The sequence below is a fragment of the Candidatus Liberimonas magnetica genome, from assembly GCA_020523885.1.
Classification (GTDB): Bacteria; Elusimicrobiota; Endomicrobiia; order Endomicrobiales; family JAFGIL01; genus Liberimonas; species Liberimonas magnetica.
In genome coordinates, this window is record JAJAPY010000001.1 from 393,662 (window position 1) to 419,673 (window position 26,012).

The following is a 26,012-nucleotide window of genomic DNA, read 5'->3' on the forward strand; positions in this document are numbered from 1 at the left end:
TTGGGAAGTTACCATAAAAACAAAACTTAAGTTTTTAGATATTTTTTCCTGTTTCGTTAATTGTATGAATAAATTTTACTTAATTATAGCAAAATTAAACAAATTCAGGTATAATTTAACGGTTAGTATATTGGACCTTTTTTGAAATGTCTTTTTTACCCAGATTGCCGGCAACTACTGTATAAAATAAATCCGGGTATTTAATTAGCCAGCCTAACCTTTCTAAAATCTTACGAGGCAGCCTCTTCCTAAAATGCCCGTACAAATTACTATAAGTTTCCTGCACCCCGTTTTCCAGGTCTTCAGGTGACATAAATTTCGGCTGGAACATTGCATTTGACCATCCATAACCTGTCCTGTCCCTGTTTTCAAGGAGCCTGCCTTCCAGCTTGAATTGCTCGTACAATTGTGTTCCCGGATAAAGAGTTAGAATGTAGAGGTGAACATCATCAATATCGATTTCTTTAATCATTTTTACGCTTTCATCAAATATGCCTTTGTCATCAGTATCAAAACCAAACATAAAGAATCCGGTAACCAACATTTTATATTTATGCAATTTAGCTATAATTTCCTTGTAGTCTTCAACCCTGTTTTGTTCTATTGCTGCCCATTCCAGGGATTTTGAATTTACGGTCTGGAAACCCATCTGCACATTAAAACAACCTGCAAGCGCCATTTTTTCAAGGATTTTTTCATTTTTTGCTATCGTGGTCGGGGCCTGAATAGACCATATTTTCTTAAGGGGCGCTATTTTGTCAAACAGTTGTATTGCATAATCTTCGTCTGCAAAAAGATTGTCATCAACAAAAAATATAATATTTTGTTTTATTCTTTTTAATTCTTCATAGACCAGGTCAATATTTCTTTTCCGGTAAGTTTTCCATGAAACGCTCGGAAGGTAACAATACCTGCATGTATTAGGGCATCCGCGCGTAGCCTGTATACACGCAATCCAGGATTGTTCATTTAGGAGCTCTCTTTTTGGAAAAGGGACATCGTTCATATTTACGATTTTATTGCCTTTATATATTTTTTTCAGATTTCCTGCTTGAGCGTCCTTTAATACGTCCTTCCATACGTATTCGGCCTCTCCTATTACAACCGCATCAACATGTTCTAAACATTCGTCCTGCAAAAGTGTCGGATGCACGCCGCCAAACACCACCTTAGCACCTGATTGCCTGAAGTTTTTCGCAATCCGGTATGCCTGCTGGGAAGTAAACGTAGTTACACTTATCCCGACCAGGTCATATTTTTCGTAGTAAGGTATTTCATCCCAGTCAGCGTCTATAACCTTAACTTCGTGTCCGTCGGACAAGGCAGCGATAATCCCGAGGTGCAAAGGAGTAAACCTTACATTTTCCAGTATTCTATATACTCCGCCTTTGATAAACCATTTAGGTTTTATTAATAATAGCTTCATTTTTTAAAAAGAGAACTCCAGGGCTCCTGGCTTGATATGAAACTAATGAACTTTTCCGCATTTTCATTTTGTATCTGTTCGAAACCTGATCTGGTATTCTCATCTTTCGGTTCAAAAAAACAATTAGGGTCGGACTCCAAATAATCCCCTGTTTTGTAATAGGCCACTGCCCGGCACCCTCCGCAAGTATGCTTATAACGGCAAATACCGCACTTTCCCTTCAAGCCGGTTCTTTTCCTCACAGTTTCAAGGATATCGTTGTTTTTTAATATCTCGTAAAACGGAGTTTCACGGACGTTGCCGCATTTTACTTCGCTGTCCAGCAGCTGGACGCAGGGAGCTACATCGCCTTCGGCGTTCACGCCCACAAACCCTTTTGCTGCCTGGCAGCCCATCTGCCCGAGGTTCACGTTAAACTCATTCTGCTTTTTCTCAATTAATTCCGGAGAAGTGAAAAACGGAGCATAACTTACATAACTCAAGTGATACTCTCTTAAGACAGGATGAATAACGTCGCACATATCTTCTTTTGAAAACAAAAGATCCTGATATTTACTTCCCTGGCCTCTGAGGACAAACGGGGACCTTAAGACAGGGATCCCGTGAGATTTCAAAAAATCCATGCTTTTTTTGAACGTATGAATATTATTTCTGCTGATAGTTAATATAAAAAAGAAATTGATATTTTCTTTTTGGCACAGTTTTGCAGCTTTTACAACGGTATTCAGGCTGTCATCCCTGCTCCATTCATGTATTTTTGACTCGATAGAATTAAGAGAGAAAACAAATATCGCCCTGTTTTCCGTAGCTTTTTTAATTTCTCTTAGCTTTGCTTTGTCAAGCAGTGTAGCATTTGTATTTATAAAAGACCACATTCCGCTTTTTGCGGTGTACCAGAGTATTTCAAGTGCGTCTTTCCTGGTTAAAAACTCGCCGCCTGAAAAGGCCATAGAAGGATGGGAACAATATTTTATTACTTCGTCTATAACCAGCTGCTTTATTTCCTGTGTAGACAACTCGGTCTTGTTGGGTTTCTCAGAGTTTTTTGTCATACAGTAAGGGCAATTGAGGTTACACTTTCTTGTTGTTTCAAGATAACACAGGAAGAATTTGTTTTGTCCAGTCATTTTATTTTGCACCTTTTTTATAAAGTCATGTTTTAGCTTGTTTTAAAACCGATAAAATAGATTTGAGGCTAACAATATTTTTCTATAAGGAATTCACAATACAAAAATTATAAATTTATAAAAAAATTAAAAACTAGGACTGGTGTTGCCGGTACCTGACGGCGAAGCAATACTTTTTACGAAAGACTCTATCCCCTGCTCGTAAAGGCCTGCGGAGACCATAAATCCTTCGTTGTGCGAACCGTGTATTTCAAGGAAGGTTTTCGGTTCATTGCCTGTTATAAAGATATTTTGACCGTGTGAAAACGGAACGATATCATCTTCAGTGCTGTGGATGACTAACAGCGGGCACCGGACCTGCTCTAAGTACTTTCTGGTTGGATAATGAATGCGGGCAAGCAGCTTAACAGGAAGTAATGGGTAGAGCTCCTGGCCGAGTTCATCTATAGAGGTAAATGCGGATTCAAGGATAAGAGCTGCAGCAGGCCTGTCCTGTGCCAGCCATGCGGCAACTGCGCCGCCGAGAGATTCGCCGTAAATAATAATATCCTGCGGCTGGAAATGTTTTTCGTTTATCAGATATTCCCAGGATGCCAGTGCATCGCGGTATGTCCCTTCTTCGCCGGGTTTTCCCGAACTTTTGCCGTAGCCGCGGTAATCGAAAACCAGTACATTAAGCCCCATGTGATTAAAATTCTGTATCCTGTCAAGACGGTGAGAAATGTTGCCTGCATTTCCGTGGCACATCAAAATAACGCGGGCAGAACCCTGCTTGGGAATGAACCATGCATTGATCGTCTCCCCGTCAGATGTTTTAAATTCAATTTTTTCGAAGTCCAGTTTGATGTAATTCGGTGTTGAAACGAGTTCACGGGAAGGAAAAAATACGAGATGCTCCTGAATAACAAAAAAAGCCATAGTTATCACCAGGTATGTCCCTGCAATAATAGCAACTAACATCCAGAGTTTTGATAAAAACAGGCTCATAAGTTTTCCGTTTTGCATTTAAAACCCGTATTTTTTTTTATGCTTTTTTATTTGTTTTGATAATTTGCTGATTTTCTTTTCAGTTACTATCTTTTCATTTCGGGATTTTACTTTTTCTTTGCGGTTGGCCAAATACTTGAGTTCTTTTTTCATCTTGGTATAATTCTGAAAACGTTTGGGGTCTAATTCCCCTTTTTCGAGCGCATTTATAACAGCGCAGCCCGGTTCATTCATGTGTTTACAGTCCCTAAACCTGCACATATAGGCCAAATCCCCGATATCATTGAATGTGTTCTCTAAGGCATCTTCATTTGCCCACAATTGAAGTTCGCGTAAACCGGGGTTATCAATGACCATTCCACCTTCGTTAAGGAGTATTAATTCCCGATGGGTCGTTATATGTTTTCCGCGGCTGTCACTTTTGCGCACAGTACCGGTTTTTAACCTTTCTTCACCAAGCAGGCAATTGATTATTGTTGATTTGCCCGTACCTGAAGAACCTAAGAAAGCTATAGTGGTTCCCCTTTTGATATATTTTTTTAGGTTTTCGATACCTTCTCTATTAAGGGCACTTAGAGTATGTATTGGAATTTCAGGAGCAATAGCTTCCACTTCACCTAGTTTTTTTTGAACGTCGGAACATATATCTGTTTTATTCAATAAAATAACCGGTTTTGCATTACTCTCCTTTGTCAGGGCCAGGTAACGTTCAATACGCCTTAAATTATAGTCCTCATCAAGCCCGTTTATCAGAAATAGCATGTCGATATTAGCTACTAAAACCTGCTCATCTGTCATACTGCCGGCGGTTTTTCTTGAAAATTTGCTAAGCCTCGGAAGTATGCCCTCGATTATTGCCAAACCTCCTTCCGGTGATAATCTTGCTGTTACCCAGTCTCCTACAACAGGAAGATCAGCGGCCGACACAGCATTAAAACGAAGTTTTCCTGCAATTTCAGCCTTAAACTCGCCCAGTTCACTATAGACCCAATATTTCTCTCTTTGAGCAGTCGCTATTCTTGCAGGAAAAAACTCTTTAGTTTTTATTTCATTAAAAGATTTTTCAAAGAATTCATTCCATCCCAGTTCTTTCAAATCCACTGATATTCCACCTTCCTATGCCGAATCATCGCTGACTAATTATTACATACGACTATATATAATGTTTTACTGCCTATTGAGGCTTCAATACGTAAATATGCGCTATTCATCCTGCAAATTTAAATAGAGATGTGAGCCCTTTGATTATGATTTTAAGTTTCTTCAGGCTAAAGCACATAGCAAAATAATGCAGATAGATCAGCGGACGGAACCTGAAGTAAAATTTTGCAGTTATTGATTTGACGTACTCTTGTAATACTTCTTTTGTCAATCCATTAGGAACAAAAACATAATTATACTGGTTTAGCAGCTTCCAATTTTTATCGAATTTGCCGTACTGGTGGGCCCTTTGATAATCAAGGGATCCAGGCAGCGGGTTAAATGTGTTGACCGTCAGAAAATCCAGGTCTGAATTTACAACGAACCTTTGTGTTTCCTCGAGGCTTTTTAGCGTCTCAGATAGCACACCTATCATAATAGATCCTCTTGACATCAATCCGGCACCTTTCACTTTGTGCAATGCTTCCGATACCATAGCCGCAGAAATATCCTTACAGAGGAAATCCAGTATCTCCTGGGAACCGCTCTCTATTCCAAGACCGATTTGCCAGCACCCTGCCTTTTTCATCAATTTCAATAGATCGGGTTCCGTAATATCGTTAACTCTCATGTTGCAGGACCATGTTAAATCCAGTTTTTCCTTTATCAGCCTGTGGCATAGATCAATCAACCTTTTCTTGTTTACGCTAAATGTGTCATCATAAATCGCTATCTCTCTGATGCCGTGTGTGCAATAAAGTATTTTGATCATTTCAAAAACATAGCCGGCACTGTGTTCCCTATAGGTTTTATCTCTCCAGACCGACCTGCTGCAAAAGGAACAGCGGTAAGGGCATCCGCGGGAAGTAACTAAAGAAATAACAGGGAGATTTTTGAATAAAAACGGAGAAGGATGATAATACTTCTTGATCTCAGGATACAAGTCCCATGCTGGAAACGGCAAAGAATCGATGTTGTCGATAAATTTCCGTGCATTTGTCTTGACAGTGCTTTTATTTTTTCGGAAAATCAACCCGTCGATATTGCCGAGGTCTTCGTGCCGGTTCTCTAATGCCCGCAGCAATTCCAGTAATGTTAGTTCCCCTTCGCCCAATACCCCGATATCAAAATACGGAAACAGGCTCATCGTCTCTTCAGGCAAAGCGCTTATATGCACACCTCCAATAATTATCGTAAGCTTCTCATCTTTGGTTTTTAGGCTTTCAGCCAGTTTTGCTGCTGAATCAACAGCTATCGTCACTGCCGTGATCCCGACAAAATCGGGCCTGTAACCTATCACTTGTTCAACTGTCTCCGGCACTGTTAGGTCTAGTGCCTCGCAATCCAATATCTTTACAGCATAACCGTTATTCCTGATAAAAGATGCCAAAGAACCGAGACCCTGCGGAGGCATGTGTGCTCCTGCATTGGCCAGTTTACCATAACGGTCTTTTAAATTTAAAGGTGGATTTATAAGTACGATTCTTTTCATTTATTTGTGTAATTCAATTGTTCGAACAGTCCATCGGATGATTTTAAATATGTTTGTTTTTGGATCTCGGAGATCCAGAAATCTTTTATGTATTTATTTGATTGGACCCGAGCGTCTTTCCAATATTGGCCTTTGTACATAGGCATTCTGTCCCAGTCGCTGTTTATGTAAGATATGGCTTTTATTTTATTCTTGTTTACGTAACTGAAGAACGGCCCATACCAGATATTCCAGGAAGCCTTTCCCCCTATAGTACCTATGTTTTTAGGCGTTCCTTCAGCTACAATAACGGGTTTTCCCCGGCCTTTGGCAAAAGTTATGACAGGGTCTATAAGGCACGCTGGTTGATTAAAATATGTTATACCGACCCAATCGACATATTCCTCTCCGGGGTAATAGCTTTCTAAAATAGGTTTTAGCCTGCAGGCATTGCTGTGCCATACATACGCGACATTGTTTACCTTTAGGCCCCTAAGCCTATTTACCAGATAGCGGTATGCTTTAATATAATCTTCCGGGTCGTAATGATTGTGTGACCCGTCAAATTCATAGCCGATCCGCAGGAAAACCGGGATTTTGACTTTGTTAAGCCAGACTGCCAACTTATCGATATTGTCATCATAAATGCCGCTGTATGTATCGTTGAGCGCATCAACCATATATAAACCTATCTGAAGCATCGTATTAGGATATTTGCGTATGAGTTCTTCTGCATACATTGTCCCGCTGCCATAATCAGGAGATTTGGAATCTAACCCTTCCATGCTCTGAATAGAAGTATATAACATAAAGCCTGCAGGGACTATTTTCACAGAACTAATATATTTATCTATGGTTTTATTGTCCTGCCCGATAAAAAGCAGGACCTTATCATCGCCCGGTTCAAATTTGGATGATCTGTCCCCGGCTGTAGAGGCCATAAAAGGGTATATAAGAAGGAATAGCGTTAAAATGACATAAAAATATTTCATATTAAGCTTGTCTTCCGGACAGAAGTTAAAGAGTCAAGCAGCTTGATTTCACTGAGGGACTTTAACTTGAGGGTCTCCCGTACTTCATTTTTCGCACATAAAGATAGACATCATAACCGCCGGTTTTTGTTATGAGGCCGTAATAAGTAAATTCATTAATGAGATCAGACCATTGTTTTGAGTATTGTACCCAGGTATCTTCGCCGCTTATGCCCTTTGTTGCTGTATCCCATGTCATAGTAGCATATTTGTTTTCCCAGACCTTTCTCACTATGTTAAAATTCAGCCCTTTTGCATTTTCATCCGCTATTTCATTAAAAATTATAAAATCAATTTTATCAAGTTCTTTTAAATTTTCCTGCATGTTGTCGCATACCTCATAACAACGCATCAATTCTATCGGTATATCGTAGCGGTACCACAGGTAGTAACCCATAATCTCCTGTACATTTCTCCAATCACCGTCTTTTGAAATAAAAAGCATTTTGAGTGCTCTGTTGTACGGAGGTTTTTTGGTTTCCAAAAGGCGGGGTACAACTGCAGTTGCATGGTCTTCAAGAAAAAGATACTGATTACGCATTTTGGCAATAGATGTGTTTATGGCATTCGTATTAAAATATGAGAATTTCCCATACCTCAGTTTCGACAGGGATATAAGATCATATTTAAATCCATAATACTGGAATATCCCTACGGCAGCCAGCAAAACACAAATAATAGTTGTTAAGCCTTTGCGAAAATTATCAAGATGAGCTATACCGAAAGCGCTTATCAAAGCAAAGGCCGGCAATATCGGAATAAAGTAGCGGGATTCCTTATGGGGTGGTATTAGAAAAAGAATAAGGGTTGGTGTTAATATCCACAATAATATAACTGCAATAACATCTTTCTTGGCCTTTTTTATGAATATATAAAGGCTAAAGACCAGGATTATTAAAAACGGCGGGCTAAGCAGGGTTTCCCAAAGGTTTTCATAAAAAAACCTGATATTTTCAAAGCTGAACGGCGGTGTCCCGGAAGGATTTTCAAAAAGACGGGTAAAAACCTTCCATTTAAAATTACCGGTGTAATACGTTAGTAACATCAAAACAAGTATCACCGTACACAAAGCTAGATTTAATAAACGCTTGAATTTCTTGTTAAAGACATCTTTGATAGCGTATCCTGCTCCCCATAAGATCGGGGCCAGGATAAATGCTCCGAACGGTTCTTTTACCAGTAAACCCAGCCCGCAGCTTAAGATGAACAATATACTCCATTTCAGTTCAAGGAAGAATTCGGATCTTAAAAGGAAATAGATAGACATCACTATAATCCCGCCAAGAGGGAAATCAAGGCTATATTTGTCAAAAAACGAATAAATAAGAGGGTATAAAGATACCAGAAGTGCGGCGATCACGCCTGTAGTCCTGTCTGAGGTGTGTTTCCCGAGTAAATAAAGGAAAACAAGGAGCATAATCAGGTATATCCCGTTGTTGATAAGAATCATAGGTACCCAGTGTTTCCCTAATAGATAAACGGTCAATGCCGAAGACATTATGTATATGGGCGGAGAATTATGAGAAGAGTAAAAAAGAGGCACAGCGTTCTTTAATATGATATCGTAGATGTTATAAAAATATTGCAAGTCCGTCATGTAGCATGCGGTGCAGGGGTCGATTAAAAAAGCTACACCTGAATGTTTGGATTCAAGGATCATGTTGATAGCATAGAATAAAACTATAAGGATTATTATAATAGTCACTTTTCTCATAATAAAAATTATATCAATTTCAAAAAGATAAATGAAGGGTTTTAAAAATATGAGATTGTTGAGAAAACCAAACAATCTCTGATTACAGCGATTAAAAACAGATTACACAGATTAAGTTCTAACAGTCTAATCACCGTAATCGCTTTTATAATCTGTGTAATCAAGACCGTTGAAGGTTTTTTCAACGGTCTTGATTTATGACTTCTAATCCGAATTCTTGACTATATTCTAAATATTTTATAAAATCAAATCAATAATGTATAATTCTGGTGATTTTTTACTTTTAAGGCAGGTTGAGGTTTTAAAAGGTCTTTCCGATGATGACCTTAAAAAAATGTTGGAACTAACATTTATAAAAGATTATCCTACCGGCACGGTATTATTTAACGAAGGGATGATCGGGGATGTGATGTATCTTATTATAAATGGAATTGTACAGCTGTCAAGAAGGAACGAAAATAATGAGGTTATTGTTCTTGCGGACCTAAAAGACGGAGGTTTTTTCGGAGAGATGTCATTGATAGAAAATGAAAAACGTACGGCTGCTGCTAAAATATCTGTACCGACGAAAATGTTGGTAATTACAAGAAGATCGTTTCAGCAGATGCTGGAAACAAACCCGGCGGTTTCGTCTAAACTGCTGATGGTGTTTTTGAAAGTTATGTCTCATCGCTTAAGAATGACAATGAAACATTAATTGATATCTTAATAAAATGCTATAATAGGTAAAATTGAATCGGAGGCAAGTAATGGCTAAATTAAAAACCGGGCGGCACACATCTGCGATAAAAGCTTTCAGGCAGTCCCAGCGTAAACAAGAGCATAATAGAATGATCAGTACGAAAATTCACACGCTGATTAAAAAAGTAGAAGATGCTGTATCAAAAAAAGATAAAGACACTGCCGGCAAGCTTTTAAAAGAAGTATTTTCACAATGGGACAAGGCTGCAAGAAAAAACGTAATCCATTCTAATACAGCTGCAAATCAAAAAGCTCGCATCTCAAAACTCGTAAGTTCAATAAGCGGAACCCCTACGGCATGAGCTCTCTGAGACCCTTTAAATAACGTGACACCCTGCCCTATCGGGACTTATATTGCGGCGGGGTTAACGGAATCAATTTCTTCTTTATAAGAAAGACGCGTAAATTAGTCCTTATTAATTTATGCGTCTTTCTCATTTTTAGTTCAGGATTGAAATGATCAGTTCTTCGAAAATCATGTTCTCTGGTTTGCTTGAGGATTTAAGAAGTTTGTCGGTATCCAATATTAAGGAAAGGTCATTTTTTAATTCTTCATGCGTGAATTTAGACAGTCCTGCGGTAAATTTACTGAAATAATAAGGATGAATCCTAAGTTCATTCCGTACCTGCTCATAGCCAAAATGATTTTCTTCAAGCATGCTTTTTGCTAAAAGGAGTTTGCGAATAGTCCTGTAAATAGTGCCCAGGACCTTTAAAGGAGCCTCGCCTTCATTGAGCAGGTTTTCTGTTATTTCAATGGATTCTTTCAGGTTCCTTGATTCTATGCTTGAGCCAAGATTATTTAAATTAAACTGTTTTGTATGCCCGCTTAAAGTTTCAATATCTTCTAAACTGATCCTCTTTTCTTTCCCCGTAAATAAAGCCAATTTCTCTATTTCGTTCGCAATGTCCGTTAAACTCGTTCCTGATTCCTGTATCAGGTAATGGACCGCATCAAGGTCAATTTCTTTGCCTGATTTTGCGATCCTGCTCTGTATCCAGGCAGGCAGGTCCCTTTCATACAAGGGCTTAAATTCGATTATCGAACCGAATTCTTCTGCAGTAGAAAAAAAATTACTTTTTTTATTCTCCGCCCGCAGTTTTTCCTGCCATAAGAAAACGATACAGGAAGAAGTTATGGGGGTTTTTAAATATTGTGAGAGTTTATTGAGTTCTGCGGTTTTTATTTTTTGGGCATCTTTGACAAGTATAAATCGTCGATCCGACAATAAAGGGATGGTCTGAGCTGCAAGCATGATGGTGTCAGCGGAACTTTGCTGGCCGTAGAAAATTTCGTAGTTCAGTTCATTTATTTCCAAAGCTTTATTAAGGGATTTTAACGCTTCTGCTTGAAGGTATATTTCCTCTCCGGCAAATATATAGATAGGAGCAAATTTCTTTGACCGTATTTGGTTGTAAAGTTCCTGCGGCTTTAAGTATGGCATAATTTAAGGGTAAGTCATTTCAAATTGCAAAATGAAAAATGCAAAATTAAGGTGTCGCCTCTGGCGACTTATTTTAAATTAATCATGCCTTGGAGAGATATTAAAATTATTCATTTTGCATTTAAGTTAGGCCGTTTTTGGTGGCCCTAACTTGGCTATTTCGGTACCTTTTTCTCAGAAGCGCTCCTGACAGAACCGAACCCTTCATAGGTGCGTTTTACTATATCTACAGCAAAATTGTCCCAAAGGGTCTGCCTGACCTCTTCTTCAGTTTGTCCGCCCGGCTGGGTTGAGTCATAGAATATCTGAATACCTTCTAAATTCGGTTCATTCCACAGCGTGACATTGTTCTTTGTGTCAATAAAGTGGACATTGAGCAGGATCCAGAGCTTGTACTGGTTTGTGACCAGGTTAGCGTCATAAGTTAAAGGCTGTAAAATATATTTGTTAATTTCTCCTACGATGATGCCGTCTGCTTCACTTTCGTTATTGGTAACAGCAAGCCGGCCGTCGCGGACAAATTCATTAATTACCTGAAGTGTTAATTTTTCCTCAAGCCCGTATTGGGTAGTATTATTTACAAAAGGGCGTATCGCTATTTTCCTTACATATGACGGAAGTATCTGCGGAGCAGGCGTATAAGGCGCTGCACAGCCGATAATAAAAACGAAAGCCGTAAAATTCGCTAAACTGAAGAATAGTTTTTTCATAAGAATTCGCTCCCTTTCGATCATTTAATGATCATATTTGCTATCTTATTTTGGACATATATGAATTTTACAATATTTTTACCATCAATATACAGTTTAAATTTATTGTCAGAGCAAATTGTTTTTTTTAACTCCTGTTCCTGAATATCCCTTGGAACAGACACAGTGCCTCTTAGCTTGCCGTTCAACTGCACCGGGATCTCTACGGTGTCGGTGGCCAGGTATTTTTCATTATATTCCGGCCAGGTTGAGCTTGCTATATTTTCCTTTTCCCCGATTTTCTCCCATAATTCTTCGCAGACATGGGGAGTAAAAGGCGTAAGAAGCTTAAGCACGGTCCTGGTGGCCAGGTCTACGGTCTCCTGGCTTGCTTTACTGCGATAAGAGTATATCTCGTTAACTAATTCCATGACCGCGGATATAGCCGTATTAAGTTGTTGTTCTTTTTCAATATCATCGCTGACTTTTTTTATGACCCTGTGAACCTTGTTCATCAGTTTCTTATCTGCCAGGTCCTTTGGAACGGCCTGGGCAGTACCGTATCCTGTGTGTTCTTGGCTACATAAATTCCATACCCTGTTTATAAACCTCCAGCAGCCTTCGACTCCCTCAGGGGACCAATCGAGTTGTTTTTCCGGCGGAGCAGCAAAAAGTATGAACAACCTGATAGTATCCGCACCGTATTTAACCACTATTTCATCCGGAGAAACTACATTGCCTTTGGATTTTGACATTACACTCCCGCCTAAGGTAACCATCCCCTGGGTCAGGAGCTTATTAAAGGGCTCATCGGATGATACGAGTTTTAGGTCCCTCATTAGCTTATGCCAGAAACGCGAATATATTAAGTGCATACAGGCATGTTCTATCCCTCCAATATATTGGTCGACAGGAAGCCACTGGCCCGCAATTTTTGGGTCAAAGGGCTGTTTTTCGTTTTTAGGGTCGCAGTAGCGGGCAAAGTACCAGGATGAATCGACAAAGGTATCCATTGTGTCGGTCTCGCGCCTGGCATCCTTTCCGCATCTCGGGCATTTTACTTTTACAAAACTTTCTACTTCAGCCAGAGGCGATCGCCCTGCCCCTGTGATAATCACGTTTTCAGGAAGTATCACAGGCAGGTCTTTTCCTTCCACAGGGACTATGCCGCATTCTTTGCAGTGTATCATGGGTATAGGCGTACCCCAGTATCTCTGCCTGGACACAAGCCAGTCCTTTAATTTATAATTGACAGCCTTTTTGCCTATCTTGCTGTTTTCAAGCCAGGCGATTATTTTATTTGCCCCTTCTTGTGAAGGAAGCCCGTTAAACTCGCCTGAGTTTATCATCACTCCTTCACCTTCGTAGGCTTTTTCAAAAATAGCGTTATCCTCTGTGTGAATAACCTCTATTATGGGGATATTATATTTTTTTGCAAATTCCCAGTCTCTCTGGTCGTGAGCCGGGACGGCCATGATAGCGCCTGTCCCGTAGCTGCTTAGCACATAATCAGCTATAAAAACAGGTATAGGCCGTTTGTTTACAGGATTAACTGCGGTTATGCCGGTTATTTTTACGCCTGTTTTTTCTTTTTCAATATTAGTCCTCTCGATAATCGTTTTTTTCTGGCTTTTTTCAATATACTCTGTAATTTCTTTTATATTTTTTATTTTTGAACTGAAATCCTGGATAATTTGATGTTCGGGAGACAAAACCATGAAAGTTGCCCCGAATAACGTATCAGGCCGTGTCGTAAATATTCTGATATTCGTTCGTTTTTCACGGTCGTCCGATACAAGGATAAAGTCAGCCTCAGCTCCGGCGGATTTTCCGATCCAATTTTTTTGCATTGTCAAAACTTGTGAAGGCCAGCCTTTTTCTAGCAATTCATGGCCGGATAAAAGTTCTTCGGCATAGTCTGTGATCTTTAAAAACCACTGCTCAAGCTTTTTAGTCTCCGTGTTTGAATCACAGCGCCAGCAAAGCCCCTGGTTTACCTGCTCGTTTGCAAGGACGGTTTTGCAGGAAGGGCACCAGTTCACCTGAGACTCTTTTCTGAAGGCGAGACCTTTTTCCCACAGCTTTATGAAAAACCATTGGTTCCATTTATAATATTCCGGGTCGCAGGTAGCTATCTCTCTTGACCAGTCATAAGAAATTCCCAGTTGTTTTAACTGCACCCTCATCTGGCTTATATTTTGTTTTGTCCATTTCTTTGGGTGGACCTTGTTCTTTATAGCGGCGTTTTCTGCAGGTAGCCCGAATGAGTCCCAGCCGATTGGCTGGAGCACCTGGTAGTGTTTCATCCTGTAGAAACGGGCGAAGACGTCTCCGAGAACATAATTTCTTACATGGCCCATATGAAGGTTGCCTGACGGGTAAGGGAACATGACAAGAAGATAATATTTAGGCAGGCTGCCGTTTCCGGCAGTAATTTCAAAACTTTTACTATTTTCCCATATTTTTTGCCATTTTTTTTCTATGTCCTGAAAGTTGTAGTTGCTCATTTTATTTTAAGCAGGGATTCGGTCACAAAATCCCTAACTTTCTCGTTCCTCATAGCTTCAAGCAGGTATGGTATGGATTTTCTTCCTAAATGGCCGAGCGCCTGTGAAGCGTATTTCCTGACCAGTTCGTTATCGTCTTTAAGTGTTTTAGCCAGAGCCGGAATAGCTTTTGTATCTCCTATCACGCCTAAAGCTATGGCAGATTTCATTCTTGTATGAGAGCTCTTATCGCTTAAGGCGAGTATAAGTGCCGGCACAGCTATTTTATCGTGCAGATGCCCCAAAACACCGGCTACAGTCACTTTAACTTCTTCAGAAGGGTCTTCCAAAGCCTGTATGAGTGCAGGGACAGCTTTTCTGTTGCCTATCAAACCCAGGGCCTGAGCAGCCTTTTGCCTTATCAAGTGAAGCGGGTCTTTTAAAGCTTTTAAAAGCTCGGGCATTAAAGATTTTTCCCTTAGATGCCCTATGGAATCAACGGTTATTGCCCTGATAAGCGGGTCGGGGTTTTTCAAGCCTATTGCAAGAGCAGTTATCATATCTGTGTCTGGAGTAAGGTCTGATTCTTTTAAATCTGTCCGTCTTATCCCGAATAAATCATTGAAAAAATCACCTAAACTCATTTTATCCCTCTTATTATCCCGCCGCATCCCGCCCCTGGCGGGATCTGGGTATGAATGTTAATTATGGCGGGATGTCGCGTTATCAAAGAAGCCTTCGGTGCTTCGAAGACTGACTGCGTCTAAGGACTTCAACCGGATGGGCTTCATTTTATTTTAATAAGTGCCTGGGCTGCATGGGCCCTCACTCTTTCATTCTTAAGTGCCAGCAAAAGGGCAGGTATAGCGGCCCTGCCGATGTTACCGAGAGCCTCGCAAGCATACTTGGCTACAAGGTCATTCTGGTCCTGGAGTGAATTATACAGGGGTTTTATGGCTTTTGGATCTCCGATTATCCCAAGAGAAACTGCAGACTTCATCCTTGCAAGCGGGCTTGTGTCAGTAAGCGACAGGATCAAAGCTGGGACAGCCAGGCGGTCTTTCAAATGTCCGAGAACACCTGCCACAGTTACCCTTACTTCTTCTGATTCATCGTTCAAAGCCTCTATCAATGGCTGTACGGCAACTTTGTCCCCGATATGGCCGAGGGCTATGGCTGCTTTTTCTCTTACGTACTTTGAATGGTCTTTCAGGGCTTTTATAAGGTCTTCAACAGCAGTTTTTTCTTTCAGCCGTCCGAGTACTTCAGCGGAAACCGAACGTATAAAAGGGTCCTGGTCGGACAAGGATTCTTTAAGAGATGGAGTAGATTTCATTTTCATCTCGGGATCAGGTTCGGGGATGTTTTCTTCAGGGATCGGTTTTGGGTTGATTTTTATGGTTGCGCCTTTTCTGAACATGAATTTTGGGATCTTAATTATCATTCTTACCCCTTTTAATATTAGACCGTTATTGCAAATTCCGGGTTCAACTATCTTACTCTTCAGATTCTATGTCTGATGAAAGAAGATGAAGCTGCAGTGCGTTAAGTAAATGTTGTTTGTCTATACTGCTTATGAACCTTATACCGCATGTATAATAGACTCCGTTTTGAACCATTCTTCTTATCATGCATTTTGTATTTATAAAGTTAAAATCATCTGCGATGGAGAAACTTACAAAAACGACCTGTCCGTCTCTGACAGGGGTCCTTGTTTCTATCTTTAACCCCCCCAGGCTTATGTCCAATATTATTCCCCATCCGTCTTGAGGATTATTTCCTAAAAAGCGGAGCAGGATCGGTATAAAACAGGATATCCTTTCATGCCTGCGCCGCCACTGCATGGTTGCCATAGGAGTTTTAACCTCTGATTTATTTGCCGGCAGGAAAGCATCAGCTTTTGCCGCTGCGGTTTCTACAGTTTTTCTAATAAAAGAAAATGCTCTATATTACCTTTCGGGCCTTTTACTGCAGAATCTATCCCGCCAACGATCATTAAGTTCAATCTGATAGCTAAAGCTTTTATTTTCTCGATGGCCTTTAACCTGATATTTTCGTCCCTTACCACACCTTTTATAACTTCCTTGGCGCTTGCTTCGAATTGAGGCTTGACCATTACCAATATCTTAGTCCCGGCAGAAACGATATTAATAAGAACCGGAATAATTTTATCCAAGGATATAAAAGATACGTCTATTGTAACAAATTCAGGTGCCTCTTTCAAGTTTTTACCTGTAAAATAACGGAAATTAACGCCTTCAATGTTAGCCACTTTTGGATTTTTCCGTAAAGTGTGATCAAGCTGGTTATAGCCTACGTCAACCGCATATACTTTTTTTGCACCGTGCTGGAGCATGCAATCTGTAAACCCGCCTGTAGATGCTCCGATATCCAGGCAAACCTTATCCGCAAGATCCAGTTTAAAGTGTTTCAAGGCATGTTCTAATTTTAACCCTCCGCGGGATACATAAGGGTTTTTTTTAAGAATAGAAATATCGGATTCGATGCTGACAAAAGTTCCTGCTTTGCTTGCGGTTTTGCCATCAACGTTTACAAGCCCGGCCATGATCAAAGCCTGTGCCTTTTTAGTATCCGTTGCCAGGCTCCGTTCAACTAAAAGTCCATCCAAGCGTGTTTTATTCACTATTTTTATCCTACTGGAATCTAGGGACACAATACTTAATTACCTAGAGGGACACGGAATCTAGGGACACAATACTTAATTACCTAAATCGTTTCTTTCTAAAAACAATTAAGTATTGTGTCCCCGGAATTCTTGCGGAATTCCCTCCCCCGGAATTCCCCCCGGAATTCCCGCCGGAATTCCGAAAACAGAATTCGGCAACAGGCTCTAACTTAAGACCCCTAACTCTAACGGGATTTTAACCAGTCTTTTATTTTATTTGAGATCTTTTCTTCGCTTAGGTTGTAAATGTTGCGCAAGAGTTTCGGATTGCCGTGTTCTATGAACTGGTCTGGCAGGGCTATGTTCAGAATGTCGCAGTTCTTTCCCGTCAATATATCGTTTACAGTGCTTCCTAAACCGCCGATTTTGGAGTTTTCTTCAACAGTTACGAAATGTTTTATATTTTTAGCTAATGACAAGATGAGCTGGGAATCGACCGGTTTTAAGAACCTCATGTCTATAACACCGGCGCTTATGTTCTGGCTGTCTAAAGTTTTTGCGGCTTCCAACGAAGGGTGTACCATATTGCCTATAGCAAGGATATAGAGGTCTTTTCCCTCTTTGACGGTTTGTGCTTTACCTATGGGCAATTCCTTTAATTCTTCGTCCAGGGTTATTCCAAGAGCCGCTCCCCTAGGATACCTTATGGCCACAGGGCCGTTTGTGAATAAAGCTGTTTTGAGCATATGCTGGAGTTCATTTTCGTTACTTGGAGCCATAATAGTAAAATTAGGAATAAGGTTTAAGTAGGAAAGGTCAAAAGCGCCGTGGTGCGTAGGACCGTCTTCGCCTACGATGCCTGCTCTGTCTATGGCAAAGATAACATTTAGCTTTTGAAGTGCCACGTCATGTATCAGCTGGTCAAGGCTTCTTTGAAGGAAAGTTGAATATATGGCAAATACAGGTTTTATTCCCTCGCAGGCAAGGCCTGCGGCAAACGTTACGGCATGTTCTTCTGCGATACCGACATCAAAGAACCTGTCCGGGAACTCTTTCCTGAACTCGTCAAGGCCTGTGCCGTCCTGCATTGCGGCTGTGATAGCCACGATCCTTTTATCGCTTTTGGCAAGTTTTATCATTGTTTTTCCAAAAACACTGGTATAACTGAGTATTGTGCCAGAACTTTCGGGTTTTCCTGTTGCTACATCGAATTTGCCTATGCCGTGGAATAAAGTCGGGTCATTTTCAGCAGGAGTATACCCTTTTCCTTTTTTCGTAATTACATGGAGCAAGACCGGATTTTTAAGCTTTTTTATATTTTCCAAGATGGCTATTAACCTGAAAATATCATGGCCGTCAACAGGCCCAAGATATGAAAACCCCATTTCTTCAAATAACATCCCAGGGAAAAGAAGGACCTTAAAGCGTTTTGCTACCCTTAAGATCTGTGCCCCCCAGAAATGTATCCGCTTGAAAAACTCTTCAACCCTTTTTTCAAGTTTCTTTAATGTGCCAGCGGTAAGAAGTTTTGCAAGGTAGCCTGCAAGAGCGCCTACCCTGTGAGAAATGAACATTTCATTATCGTTCAATATGACCAGAAGGTCAGTGCCTATATGCCCTGTATTAAGCAAAGCCTCAAATGCGATACCTCCGGTCATTGAGCCGTCGCCAATTACAGCAACTACTTTATTGTCCTTGCCTTGCATATCTCGAGCAACTGCAAATCCGAGGGCAGCAGAAATAGACGTGGAGGAATGCCCCACGCCAAACGGGTCATATTCCGATTCTTCCCTCTTCGGGAAACCGCTGATGCCACCATGCTGCCTTAAGGTAGAGAAACTCTTGTTCCTTCCTGTAAGCATCTTATGCGCATATGCCTGATGCCCCACATCCCAGATAATTTTATCTTCAGGGGCATTAAAAACATAGTGTATCGCTATTGCAAGTTCAACTGTGCCGAGGCTCGGAGCCAGGTGCCCGCCGTTAGCGGCAACATCTTTTATCATTTCAGCTCTTATTTCTTTTGCAAGCTCGCCAAGAAGTTCTTTTTTGATATAATGAAGGTCCCGGGGTTTTGCTATTTTTTCAAGTATTGACATCTTAGTATTTCCTTTCGACGATATAATCAGCAAGCTGTTCAAGTATTTTTGATTTTTTCCCGAATAATTTTATTCTGATTTTCGCTTTTAAAACTAGTTTTGCGGCCATTTCCCTTGACCTTTCTAGGCCGAAAAGTGCGGGATATGTGAGCTTGTTGTTTTTTAGATCGCTGCCCTTTTTTCCGAGGGTCTTTTTATCTGCTGTTATATCGAGTACGTCATCACAGATCTGGAACGCCAGGCCGATGCACCGGCCGTAGTCTCTCAATGCATTCATATCTTGCTTGTCGGCTTTTGAAAGGCTCGCTCCGATCAACAGGGAAGAAACGATCAAAGCAGCGGTTTTAGTCTCATGCATATATATTAAGTTGTTTATTGCCTGTTTTTTGCTTTCATTTTTCCAATTGCCGGCCTCTAAAGTATCTTTGACCTGTCCGCCTATCATTCCTTTGTATCCGCTTGCAACCGCTAACATATCTATTATCTTAACTATTGTTTCAGGCTCGGCATTGGTCCGGGCTAGAATCCTGAAAGCATCGGTTAAAAGTGCATCGCCTGTCAAAATAGCCGTTGCCTCGTCGAACTTTTTATGGCTCGTGGGCATACCGCGCCTTAGGTCATCGTTATCCATAGAAGGCAGGTCGTCGTGTATCAATGAATAAGTGTGCACGAATTCTACAGCGCAGGCCGCAGGCATAGCCCTTTTTATACTGCCGCCGCAAATTTTTGTTCCTTCAAGGACAAGTATCGGCCTTAACCTTTTTCCTCCTGCAAATATAGAATACCTCATTGAACGGGCGATCCTTGAATTATCGTGCGGAAGATATTTATGAAGGGCTTTGTTTATTGTATTTGTTTGGCCTGTCAGGTATTGTTTTAAATTCATTTTAGAAAAGGTCCATGCCGCTGGTATCGTTTTTTTTCGGGTCTTTTTTCTGTCTGGCCTCTTTTTCTTCATTTTCAGGAATGAAAGGCTCGGGAGCAAGTTTGCCGTCTTTTTTTACCAGGATCTCTATTTTTTTCTTTGCTTCTTCAAGTTTTGAAGAACAAAACCTTACCAGCCTTATACCTTCTTCGAAATTAGCCAGTGTTTTATCAAGGTCAACATCCCCTGCTTCCATCTGGTTTACGATTTCTTCAAGCCTTTTCATGGCCTCTTCAAATTTCATTGTTTTTGTCATAAAAACCCCTATAAGAACAATGCAAAATGCAAATATTAAAATGCAAAATTGTTGTATTTTGCTTGCACAAAACTATTTAAATAAGTCCCGCAAAGCGGGACACCTTAATTTTTCAATTTGCATTTTTCATTTTGCACTTGTGTTTGTTACTTTGGAAATAAACTCTCCGTCATGCAGCTTTACTTTAAGCGTGTCATGTACTTTAACGTCGTTTATCTTCTTTACTATTGTATTTCCGGGCTGGCTAAAGCATATAGCATAGCCTCTGGTCAATGTGTTTAACGGAGAAAGCAGGTTCAGTTTATCAGAAAGTTTTGAAAATACGTGTTCCTTATTATTTAAAATGTTCCTCTGATAGGCTGTAAGGTCGTTTAAGATGACATCAAGGTCCTGGGTACGTTCTTCAAATATCTCCCAGGGTCTTCTTAAGGCCCTGGAATTACCCAGATAATTTATTTTTTCGTTGTAATGCGACAATGTGAACTGTATGTTATTTGTAAGGTGTGATTTTAAATTATTTAATTTGTCTACCAGCTCCGCTTTGTTTTTTACTACCAGCTCAGCGGCGGCAGAAGGCGTAGGAGCCCTCAGGTCTGCGACAAAATCAGAGATAGTAAAATCTATCTCATGTCCGACACAGGAAATAACAGGTATCTTTGATTCTGCGATAGCTCTTGCTACCATCTCTTCATTAAAAGCCCAAAGGTCTTCATAAGAGCCGCCGCCGCGGCCTACTAAGAGTACATCCAGGTCATCATAATTACTGTTCAAATATTTCAGGGCTTCTACTATATCGAATTTTGCCTCGTCACCCTGGACCCGGACCGGGTAAAGGATGATTTCAACGTTGGCAAAACGCCTATCAATGACCGAGAGGATATCTTTTATCGCCGCTCCTGTCGGGGAAGTGATTATCCCTATCTTCTGGGGTAATAAAGGGATAGGCTTTTTTCTTGCCTGGTCGAATAAACCTTCTTTTTCGAGTTTTGCTTTTAACTGTTCGAAAGCAAGCTGGAGAGCTCCTTTACCCGCAGGTTCAATATAGGTAATAATGACTTGGTAATCGCCCCGTTTTGGATAGGAGGATACCCTGCCGCGGGTGATCACTTTAAGCCCGTCTTCGAGCTTGAATTTAAAACTCTGGTTTACATTTTTAAAGATGACCGCATTTATCTGCGCTTCGTTGTCTTTTAGGGATAGATACATATGTCCCGACGAGTAAGTCTTGAAATTCGATATCTCGCCTTCCAGCCAGATATCGGGGTATGCGTTTTCAAGTATTATACGTATTTCCTTATTAAGTTCGCTTACAGTGTAAATTTTTTTTGGATTTTCCATAGAATTTCAAACGATTTATTTTTTTTTGAAGTAAATTTTGCAATTTTCATTTTGCATTGGTTGTACCTATCCTTCAACGCTGTACCTTTTAATGCTTATAGCTTTTCCGGTTATATGGTCTATAGCTACGATACAGCCCTGGATTACGGTCTGCCCTTTAGCAACTACAAAATGATGCGGTATGCCTGTAAGATATTTTTTTATTATTATTTCCCTGTCCATCCCGATTATGCCGTCCCTTGGGCCTGTCATCCCAGAGTCTGTCAAATAAGCAGTTCCCTGGTCCAGTATCCTTTCATCGGCTGTAGGCACATGCGTATGAGTGCCGATCACGGCCGAGGCACGCCCGTCCAGGAACCAGCCGAAGGCTATTTTTTCGGAGGTTATCTCTGCATGAAAATCTACAAAAATATTTTTTGTTTCAAGGCTTATTTTTTCAAGAAGCTCGTTTGCCTTTCTGAAAGGACAGTCGATATCAGGCAGATAGACACGTCCCATCATATTGATTACCGCGATCTTGATAGACCTGGGCAGTTCGTAAATATTCCAGCCGTTCCCAGGAACACTCGGCGGGTAATTGGCAGGCCGCAGGATGCGCCTGTCTTCGATTATGTCCTGTATCTCTTTCCTGTCAAAGGTATGGTTTCCCATCGTAAGGACATTGATCCCCTGTTCGAATAATTCATTCGCTATGGTGCCTGTCAGCCCTTTTCCTCCGGCTGAATTTTCGGCATTTGCTATTATAAAATCAGGCCCTTCCTTTTTTATAAGGTCAGGAAGCCTGTGCTTTAGCACCTGCCTGCCCGGCTCACCCACAATGTCTGCTATAAATAATATTTTCATAAAAACCTTGGAATAATGCAAAATGCAAATCTCAAAATGCAAAATTATTGTGTTTTGCTTACCGCAAAACTATTTAAGAAATTGTGTTGGTTCTTTAATTTTGCATTTTTCATTTTGCGATTTGCACTTTTATTTTGCAATGTCCTGTGCTCTTGTTTCTCTGATAACGGTTATCTTTATCTGACCGGGATATTCAAGTTCCTGCTCTACTTTTTTTGCTATATCATGGGACAATAACTGTGCGGCCTTGTCATCTATGTCCTCAGGCTCTACCATTATCCTTACTTCGCGGCCGGCCTGTATGGCATAAGCCGAAACGACCCCTCTGAACGATGTTGCAAGTTTTTCAAGCTTGTCAAGGCGCTTCAGGTATAATTCTATGGACTCGCGCCTTGCACCAGGCCGGGCTGCACTTATGGCGTCGGCTGCAGCTACTACAAAGGCTTCCGCGGATTGAGGAGCTTCTATGCCTTCATGATGCGATAATATGGCGTTTATGAGTTTTGGATGTTCGTTATATTTCTTTGCTATGTCGGCAGATATCTGATGGTGTGTCCCTTCGACTTCATGGTCTACCGCTTTACCTATATCGTGCAGTAACCCGGCTTTTTTGCAGAACGCTATATCAAGCCTGAGCTCGCCTGCCAGTGCTCCGGCCAGCCAGGTAACTTCCATGGTATGCTGCAACTGGTTCTGCCCGTATGAAGTCCTGAACTTTAATTTGCCCAGTAATTTCAGTATTTCAGGATGAATACCCGGCACGCCTGCTTCGAGTGCGGCCTGCTCTCCGATTTCCTTTAACTTCGTTTCCATTTCGCTTTTGACTTTATTGACCACTTCCTCTATCCGGGCAGGATGGATCCTGCCGTCCGCTATAAGGCGTTCAAGAGCTATCTTTGCGATCTCGCGCCTTACACCGTCAAAAGCCGATATAGTGATGGCTTCAGGAGTATCATCGATTATAAGGTCAACTCCTGATGCCTGTTCAAAGGCCCTTATATTTCTTCCTTCTCTTCCTATCACCCTGCCCTTCATTTCATCGTTCGATATTGGAACGGTGGTAGTGGTTATATCCGATGTATGGTCTGCCGCTACTCTCTGAATTGCGGTTGAAAGGATCTCCTTTGCCCTCTTATCTGCAGTTTCCTTTGTTTCTTGCTCAATCTTCTTAAAAAGCATGGCTGCTTCCTGCCTTGCTTCGGTTTCCATCGACTTGACCAGAAGTTTCTTAGCCTCATCGGCAGAGATGCCTGCAAGCCTTTCTAGTATCTTCTTTTGTTCTTCTCTGGCTCTTGAAACGTTCAGTTTTTCTTCATCGAGCTGGGTTTTCTGGGTCGCTACCTGTTTCTCAAGTACCTGAAGTTCCCTTTCTTTTTTGTCAAGGATGCTGACTTTCCTTTCTAAATTTTCCTCTTTGTTGGTTATCCTTTGCTCTAAGCTCTGCATCTCCCTTCTTCTGTCGCGGGTTTCCTGTTCAAACTCCCGCCTTTCTTTTTCCCTGAGCTCTTTGATTTCTAGAAGACCTTCTTTCTTTTTGGCGTCAGCGACAGCTTTTGCTTCATTTATCAAATGTTCAGCCAGGCGCTCGGCCGATTTAATGTGGGACTTTGCATAGACAATGCGGACTACATACCCTATGGCAAATCCCAGGATCAACGAACTTGTAAGCGTTAAATAATAATCCATTGGTTGCTCCTTTTTAAACGTTAGAAGGCAGATGGCAAAGGGTAAACGGTTATGTTCCGTCTACTTTTTACCGTTTACCTTTTCTTACATTCAATTACTCTGTTTTCTGTAATTATCGTTTTTACTCTTACGTCATTTTTTGTAACGGGCAGTTTTTTTAGTATCTGAAAATCGAACGCCAGCCCTACCCTTTTTTTTAGCGGAATATTTTTCAGCCATGAGTCAAAATAACCTTTGCCGTAGCCTAGCCTGTGCCCGTGAACATCAAAAGCTATTGCCGGGACGAACACAATATCTATACTTTTTGAGGTTACCTGAAGGCACGTTTCCGGGTTTGGTTCAAGTATTCCGTAAGCTCCGGGCCTCAGGTGTTTTTTAAACGATGAAATAATAGAAGCGGACAAACTGCATTTTTTAAGGTTTGCGGCGGGCGCAGCGACTTTCTTGAGGTCTTTCCACGCCTGCTCTATCATTTCTTTTGTTCTTACTTCTGACCCATGCGTTACAAAGAACATCACGACTTTAGCTTTTTTGTAGACCGGCAAGCTTCTTAGCCTGCTTTTTATCTTAAAGCTTCTTTTGTTTCTTTCCGAAGGCTTCAGGCTATTTCTTTTTTTCAGGAGCCTGGCCCGTATTTTCTTTTTTTTGCCGTAAACCTGCAAGTCTTTCTTTGATTTTTTTTTCATAACCTTCTTCGCTCGGTTCATAAAAAACCTTATTACCGGGCCAATACTCCTGCTTTACGAAATGGCCCGGAAAATCATGAGGGTATTTATACCCCTTTCCGTGGCCTCTTGCTTCTCCGTCCAGGTTGCTGTCTTTAAGATGGTCCGGGACCTGATGTATCTGGGAGTTCTTTACTTCGTTTTGGGCCATTTCTATGGCCAGATACGAAGCATTTGATTTCGGCGCAGTTGCGATATAGGTTACAGCCTGGGCCAGAGGTATCCTTGCTTCAGGCATACCCACGAACTCTACGGCTTTTAATGCAGAGGCCGCTACGGTCAAAGCATTCGGGTCTGCATTGCCTACGTCTTCGGATGCACAGATAATTATCCGCCTTGCAATGAACCTGGGGTCTTCGCCTGCTGTTAACATCTTTGCCATCCAGTACAGGGCAGCATCAGGGTCGGAACCGCGCATGGATTTAATAAAAGCTGAAATATGGTCGTAATGTTCGTCGCTTGACTTGTCATATAAAACGACTTTTTGCTGCAGGGACTCTTCTGCGACCTTAAGGTCAAAATTAACGATGCCCTCTTGGTCCGGTTTTGTCGATAAGACACCTATCTCAAGCGCATTGATAAGTTTCCTTGCATCTCCGTTAGATTTTGATATCAGATGCTCCACAACACCTTTTCCTATTTGCAGTTTAACGTTCCCAAACCCTATTTCTTTATCGTTTATTACGCGTTCAAGTATCTTTTTAAGCGACTCTGTATCTAAGGGCTTGAATTCGAATAAAGTCGAGCGGGATATTAATGCCTGGTTAATATAAAAGAAAGGGTTTTCGGTAGTTATTCCTATTAAGGTTATTGCCCCTCTTTCTACGTCCGGAAGCAGGGCATCCTGCTGGGTGCGGTTGAAATGGTGGATCTCATCTAAAAGAAGGATAGTTTTTTGGCCGGATACGTCAAGGCGGGATTTTGACTGTTTTATTATGTTCCTTATTTCGTTTATGCCTATGGTGACAGCATTTGTCTCTTCAAAATGAGCTTTAGTCTGTTTTGCGATTATCCTTGCGAGTGCGCTTTTACCTGTTCCGGGCGGGCCGTAAAAAATTACCGAATTCAGCCTGTCTGACTCTATCAAGCGCCTTAAGAGCTTGTCTTTTCCTAAAATATTTTCCTGTCCTACCAGCTCATCGATATTGTTAGGAGTGATTTTAAGCGCTAACGGTACATTGTTTTGTTTGGTTTTATTTTCCGTTGCAAAAAAGTCAGTTTGAGTTAGTTTCATATAAAATTCTGATGCTGAATGTC

At 41.1% G+C, this 26,012-nt stretch carries 24 protein-coding genes; 2 read left to right on the plus strand and 22 right to left on the minus strand.

The features are described from left to right. Positions 1–115: 115 nt before the first annotated feature. The 7 genes from LHV68_01300 to LHV68_01330 form a co-directional block, all read right to left on the minus strand. Positions 116–1,426: a B12-binding domain-containing radical SAM protein gene (locus tag LHV68_01300; GenBank protein ID MCB4790501.1), complete on the minus strand. Its 1,311-nt coding sequence runs from the start codon at positions 1,424–1,426 to the stop codon at positions 116–118. Continuing rightward, positions 1,423–2,553, minus strand: coding sequence for a radical SAM protein (locus tag LHV68_01305; GenBank protein MCB4790502.1), 1,131 nt, complete (start codon positions 2,551–2,553; stop codon positions 1,423–1,425). Before LHV68_01305 ends, LHV68_01300 begins: the two co-directional genes overlap by 4 nt. Positions 2,554–2,679: 126 nt before the next feature. Beyond that, a complete protein-coding gene (locus LHV68_01310; GenBank protein MCB4790503.1) occupies positions 2,680–3,558 on the minus strand; it encodes an alpha/beta fold hydrolase in 879 nt (292 codons plus the stop codon). Next, positions 3,559–4,641, minus strand: coding sequence for a ribosome small subunit-dependent GTPase A (gene rsgA / locus LHV68_01315; protein ID MCB4790504.1), 1,083 nt, complete (start codon positions 4,639–4,641; stop codon positions 3,559–3,561). 106 nt (positions 4,642–4,747) lie between these two features. Further along, on the minus strand, positions 4,748–6,172 hold the full coding sequence (locus LHV68_01320) for a B12-binding domain-containing radical SAM protein (protein MCB4790505.1): 1,425 nt from the start codon (positions 6,170–6,172) through the stop codon (positions 4,748–4,750). Further along, positions 6,169–7,143, minus strand: coding sequence for a glycoside hydrolase family 26 protein (locus LHV68_01325; GenBank protein ID MCB4790506.1), 975 nt, complete (start codon positions 7,141–7,143; stop codon positions 6,169–6,171). The genes LHV68_01320 and LHV68_01325 overlap by 4 nt, the downstream gene beginning before the upstream one ends. Positions 7,144–7,204: 61 nt before the next feature. Beyond that, positions 7,205–8,896 carry a glycosyltransferase family 39 protein gene (locus LHV68_01330; GenBank protein MCB4790507.1) on the minus strand — a complete coding sequence of 564 codons (1,692 nt, stop codon included), beginning with the start codon at positions 8,894–8,896 and terminating at the stop codon, positions 7,205–7,207. A 256-nt stretch (positions 8,897–9,152) separates the two neighbouring features. On the opposite strand from LHV68_01330, the gene LHV68_01335 reads away from it, so the two are divergent. After that, a complete protein-coding gene (locus tag LHV68_01335; protein MCB4790508.1) occupies positions 9,153–9,593 on the plus strand; it encodes a cyclic nucleotide-binding domain-containing protein in 441 nt (146 codons plus the stop codon). Between the two features lie 52 nt (positions 9,594–9,645). Beyond that, the gene (gene rpsT, locus LHV68_01340) at positions 9,646–9,939 is read left to right on the plus strand and encodes a 30S ribosomal protein S20 (protein MCB4790509.1); all 294 of its coding nucleotides are present in this window, start codon (positions 9,646–9,648) and stop codon (positions 9,937–9,939) included. A gap of 138 nt (positions 9,940–10,077) precedes the next feature. Here the strand turns inward: rpsT and holA are convergent, their stop codons facing one another. The 15 genes from holA to LHV68_01415 all read right to left on the minus strand — a co-directional run bounded on the left by holA (position 10,078) and on the right by LHV68_01415 (position 25,989). Then, positions 10,078–11,082 carry a DNA polymerase III subunit delta gene (holA, locus tag LHV68_01345; GenBank protein MCB4790510.1) on the minus strand — a complete coding sequence of 335 codons (1,005 nt, stop codon included), beginning with the start codon at positions 11,080–11,082 and terminating at the stop codon, positions 10,078–10,080. A 155-nt stretch (positions 11,083–11,237) separates the two neighbouring features. Next, positions 11,238–11,792: an LPS assembly lipoprotein LptE gene (gene lptE, locus LHV68_01350; GenBank protein MCB4790511.1), complete on the minus strand. Its 555-nt coding sequence runs from the start codon at positions 11,790–11,792 to the stop codon at positions 11,238–11,240. A gap of 20 nt (positions 11,793–11,812) precedes the next feature. Beyond that, on the minus strand, positions 11,813–14,278 hold the full coding sequence (gene leuS / locus LHV68_01355; protein MCB4790512.1) for a leucine--tRNA ligase: 2,466 nt from the start codon (positions 14,276–14,278) through the stop codon (positions 11,813–11,815). Further along, a complete protein-coding gene (locus LHV68_01360) occupies positions 14,275–14,901 on the minus strand; it encodes a HEAT repeat domain-containing protein (protein ID MCB4790513.1) in 627 nt (208 codons plus the stop codon). The genes leuS and LHV68_01360 overlap by 4 nt, the downstream gene beginning before the upstream one ends. Before the next feature lie 143 nt (positions 14,902–15,044). Beyond that, positions 15,045–15,701 carry a HEAT repeat domain-containing protein gene (locus LHV68_01365; protein ID MCB4790514.1) on the minus strand — a complete coding sequence of 219 codons (657 nt, stop codon included), beginning with the start codon at positions 15,699–15,701 and terminating at the stop codon, positions 15,045–15,047. A 52-nt stretch (positions 15,702–15,753) separates the two neighbouring features. Continuing rightward, the gene (locus tag LHV68_01370) at positions 15,754–16,110 is read right to left on the minus strand and encodes a PilZ domain-containing protein (protein ID MCB4790515.1); all 357 of its coding nucleotides are present in this window, start codon (positions 16,108–16,110) and stop codon (positions 15,754–15,756) included. A 62-nt stretch (positions 16,111–16,172) separates the two neighbouring features. Next, on the minus strand, positions 16,173–16,901 hold the full coding sequence (locus tag LHV68_01375; GenBank protein MCB4790516.1) for a TlyA family RNA methyltransferase: 729 nt from the start codon (positions 16,899–16,901) through the stop codon (positions 16,173–16,175). Positions 16,902–17,128: 227 nt separating this feature from the next. Beyond that, on the minus strand, positions 17,129–18,982 hold the full coding sequence (gene dxs, locus LHV68_01380; protein MCB4790517.1) for a 1-deoxy-D-xylulose-5-phosphate synthase: 1,854 nt from the start codon (positions 18,980–18,982) through the stop codon (positions 17,129–17,131). 1 nt (position 18,983) lies between these two features. Beyond that, positions 18,984–19,868 (minus strand): polyprenyl synthetase family protein, encoded by an 885-nt coding sequence (locus LHV68_01385; protein ID MCB4790518.1) that lies wholly within the window; start codon positions 19,866–19,868, stop codon positions 18,984–18,986. Position 19,869: 1 nt separating this feature from the next. Then, positions 19,870–20,151: an exodeoxyribonuclease VII small subunit gene (gene xseB, locus LHV68_01390; protein ID MCB4790519.1), complete on the minus strand. Its 282-nt coding sequence runs from the start codon at positions 20,149–20,151 to the stop codon at positions 19,870–19,872. Between the two features lie 138 nt (positions 20,152–20,289). Continuing rightward, positions 20,290–21,501, minus strand: coding sequence for an exodeoxyribonuclease VII large subunit (xseA, locus tag LHV68_01395; protein MCB4790520.1), 1,212 nt, complete (start codon positions 21,499–21,501; stop codon positions 20,290–20,292). A gap of 66 nt (positions 21,502–21,567) precedes the next feature. After that, positions 21,568–22,344 (minus strand): TIGR00282 family metallophosphoesterase, encoded by a 777-nt coding sequence (locus LHV68_01400; GenBank protein ID MCB4790521.1) that lies wholly within the window; start codon positions 22,342–22,344, stop codon positions 21,568–21,570. 129 nt (positions 22,345–22,473) lie between these two features. Continuing rightward, positions 22,474–24,030 (minus strand): ribonuclease Y, encoded by a 1,557-nt coding sequence (gene rny / locus LHV68_01405; GenBank protein ID MCB4790522.1) that lies wholly within the window; start codon positions 24,028–24,030, stop codon positions 22,474–22,476. A gap of 74 nt (positions 24,031–24,104) precedes the next feature. Then, positions 24,105–24,716, minus strand: coding sequence for a 5-formyltetrahydrofolate cyclo-ligase (locus LHV68_01410; protein MCB4790523.1), 612 nt, complete (start codon positions 24,714–24,716; stop codon positions 24,105–24,107). Beyond that, positions 24,634–25,989, minus strand: coding sequence for a replication-associated recombination protein A (locus LHV68_01415; GenBank protein MCB4790524.1), 1,356 nt, complete (start codon positions 25,987–25,989; stop codon positions 24,634–24,636). Before LHV68_01415 ends, LHV68_01410 begins: the two co-directional genes overlap by 83 nt. Positions 25,990–26,012: the final 23 nt, after the last annotated feature.

Bases quoted from the DNA above. Each gene is read 5' to 3' on its own strand.
- LHV68_01385 (MCB4790518.1), bottom strand. From the start codon at position 19,868: ATGAATTTAAAACAATACCTGACAGGCCAAACAAATACAATAAACAAA.
- LHV68_01330 (MCB4790507.1), bottom strand. From the start codon at position 8,896: ATGAGAAAAGTGACTATTATAATAATCCTTATAGTTTTATTCTATGCT.
- xseB (MCB4790519.1), bottom strand. From the start codon at position 20,151: ATGAAATTTGAAGAGGCCATGAAAAGGCTTGAAGAAATCGTAAACCAG.
- lptE (MCB4790511.1), bottom strand. From the start codon at position 11,792: ATGAAAAAACTATTCTTCAGTTTAGCGAATTTTACGGCTTTCGTTTTT.
- LHV68_01305 (MCB4790502.1), bottom strand. From the start codon at position 2,553: ATGACTGGACAAAACAAATTCTTCCTGTGTTATCTTGAAACAACAAGA.
- LHV68_01320 (MCB4790505.1), bottom strand. From the start codon at position 6,172: ATGAAAAGAATCGTACTTATAAATCCACCTTTAAATTTAAAAGACCGT.
- LHV68_01410 (MCB4790523.1), bottom strand. From the start codon at position 24,716: ATGAAAAAAAAATCAAAGAAAGACTTGCAGGTTTACGGCAAAAAAAAG.
- LHV68_01325 (MCB4790506.1), bottom strand. From the start codon at position 7,143: ATGAAATATTTTTATGTCATTTTAACGCTATTCCTTCTTATATACCCT.
- LHV68_01300 (MCB4790501.1), bottom strand. From the start codon at position 1,426: ATGAAGCTATTATTAATAAAACCTAAATGGTTTATCAAAGGCGGAGTA.
- rpsT (MCB4790509.1), top strand. From the start codon at position 9,646: ATGGCTAAATTAAAAACCGGGCGGCACACATCTGCGATAAAAGCTTTC.
- LHV68_01400 (MCB4790521.1), bottom strand. From the start codon at position 22,344: ATGAAAATATTATTTATAGCAGACATTGTGGGTGAGCCGGGCAGGCAG.
- LHV68_01360 (MCB4790513.1), bottom strand. From the start codon at position 14,901: ATGAGTTTAGGTGATTTTTTCAATGATTTATTCGGGATAAGACGGACA.
- LHV68_01370 (MCB4790515.1), bottom strand. From the start codon at position 16,110: ATGGCAACCATGCAGTGGCGGCGCAGGCATGAAAGGATATCCTGTTTT.
- LHV68_01335 (MCB4790508.1), top strand. From the start codon at position 9,153: ATGTATAATTCTGGTGATTTTTTACTTTTAAGGCAGGTTGAGGTTTTA.
- LHV68_01415 (MCB4790524.1), bottom strand. From the start codon at position 25,989: ATGAAACTAACTCAAACTGACTTTTTTGCAACGGAAAATAAAACCAAA.
- dxs (MCB4790517.1), bottom strand. From the start codon at position 18,982: ATGTCAATACTTGAAAAAATAGCAAAACCCCGGGACCTTCATTATATC.
- holA (MCB4790510.1), bottom strand. From the start codon at position 11,082: ATGCCATACTTAAAGCCGCAGGAACTTTACAACCAAATACGGTCAAAG.
- LHV68_01365 (MCB4790514.1), bottom strand. From the start codon at position 15,701: ATGATAATTAAGATCCCAAAATTCATGTTCAGAAAAGGCGCAACCATA.
- xseA (MCB4790520.1), bottom strand. From the start codon at position 21,501: ATGGAAAATCCAAAAAAAATTTACACTGTAAGCGAACTTAATAAGGAA.
- LHV68_01310 (MCB4790503.1), bottom strand. From the start codon at position 3,558: ATGCAAAACGGAAAACTTATGAGCCTGTTTTTATCAAAACTCTGGATG.
- rny (MCB4790522.1), bottom strand. From the start codon at position 24,030: ATGGATTATTATTTAACGCTTACAAGTTCGTTGATCCTGGGATTTGCC.
- leuS (MCB4790512.1), bottom strand. From the start codon at position 14,278: ATGAGCAACTACAACTTTCAGGACATAGAAAAAAAATGGCAAAAAATA.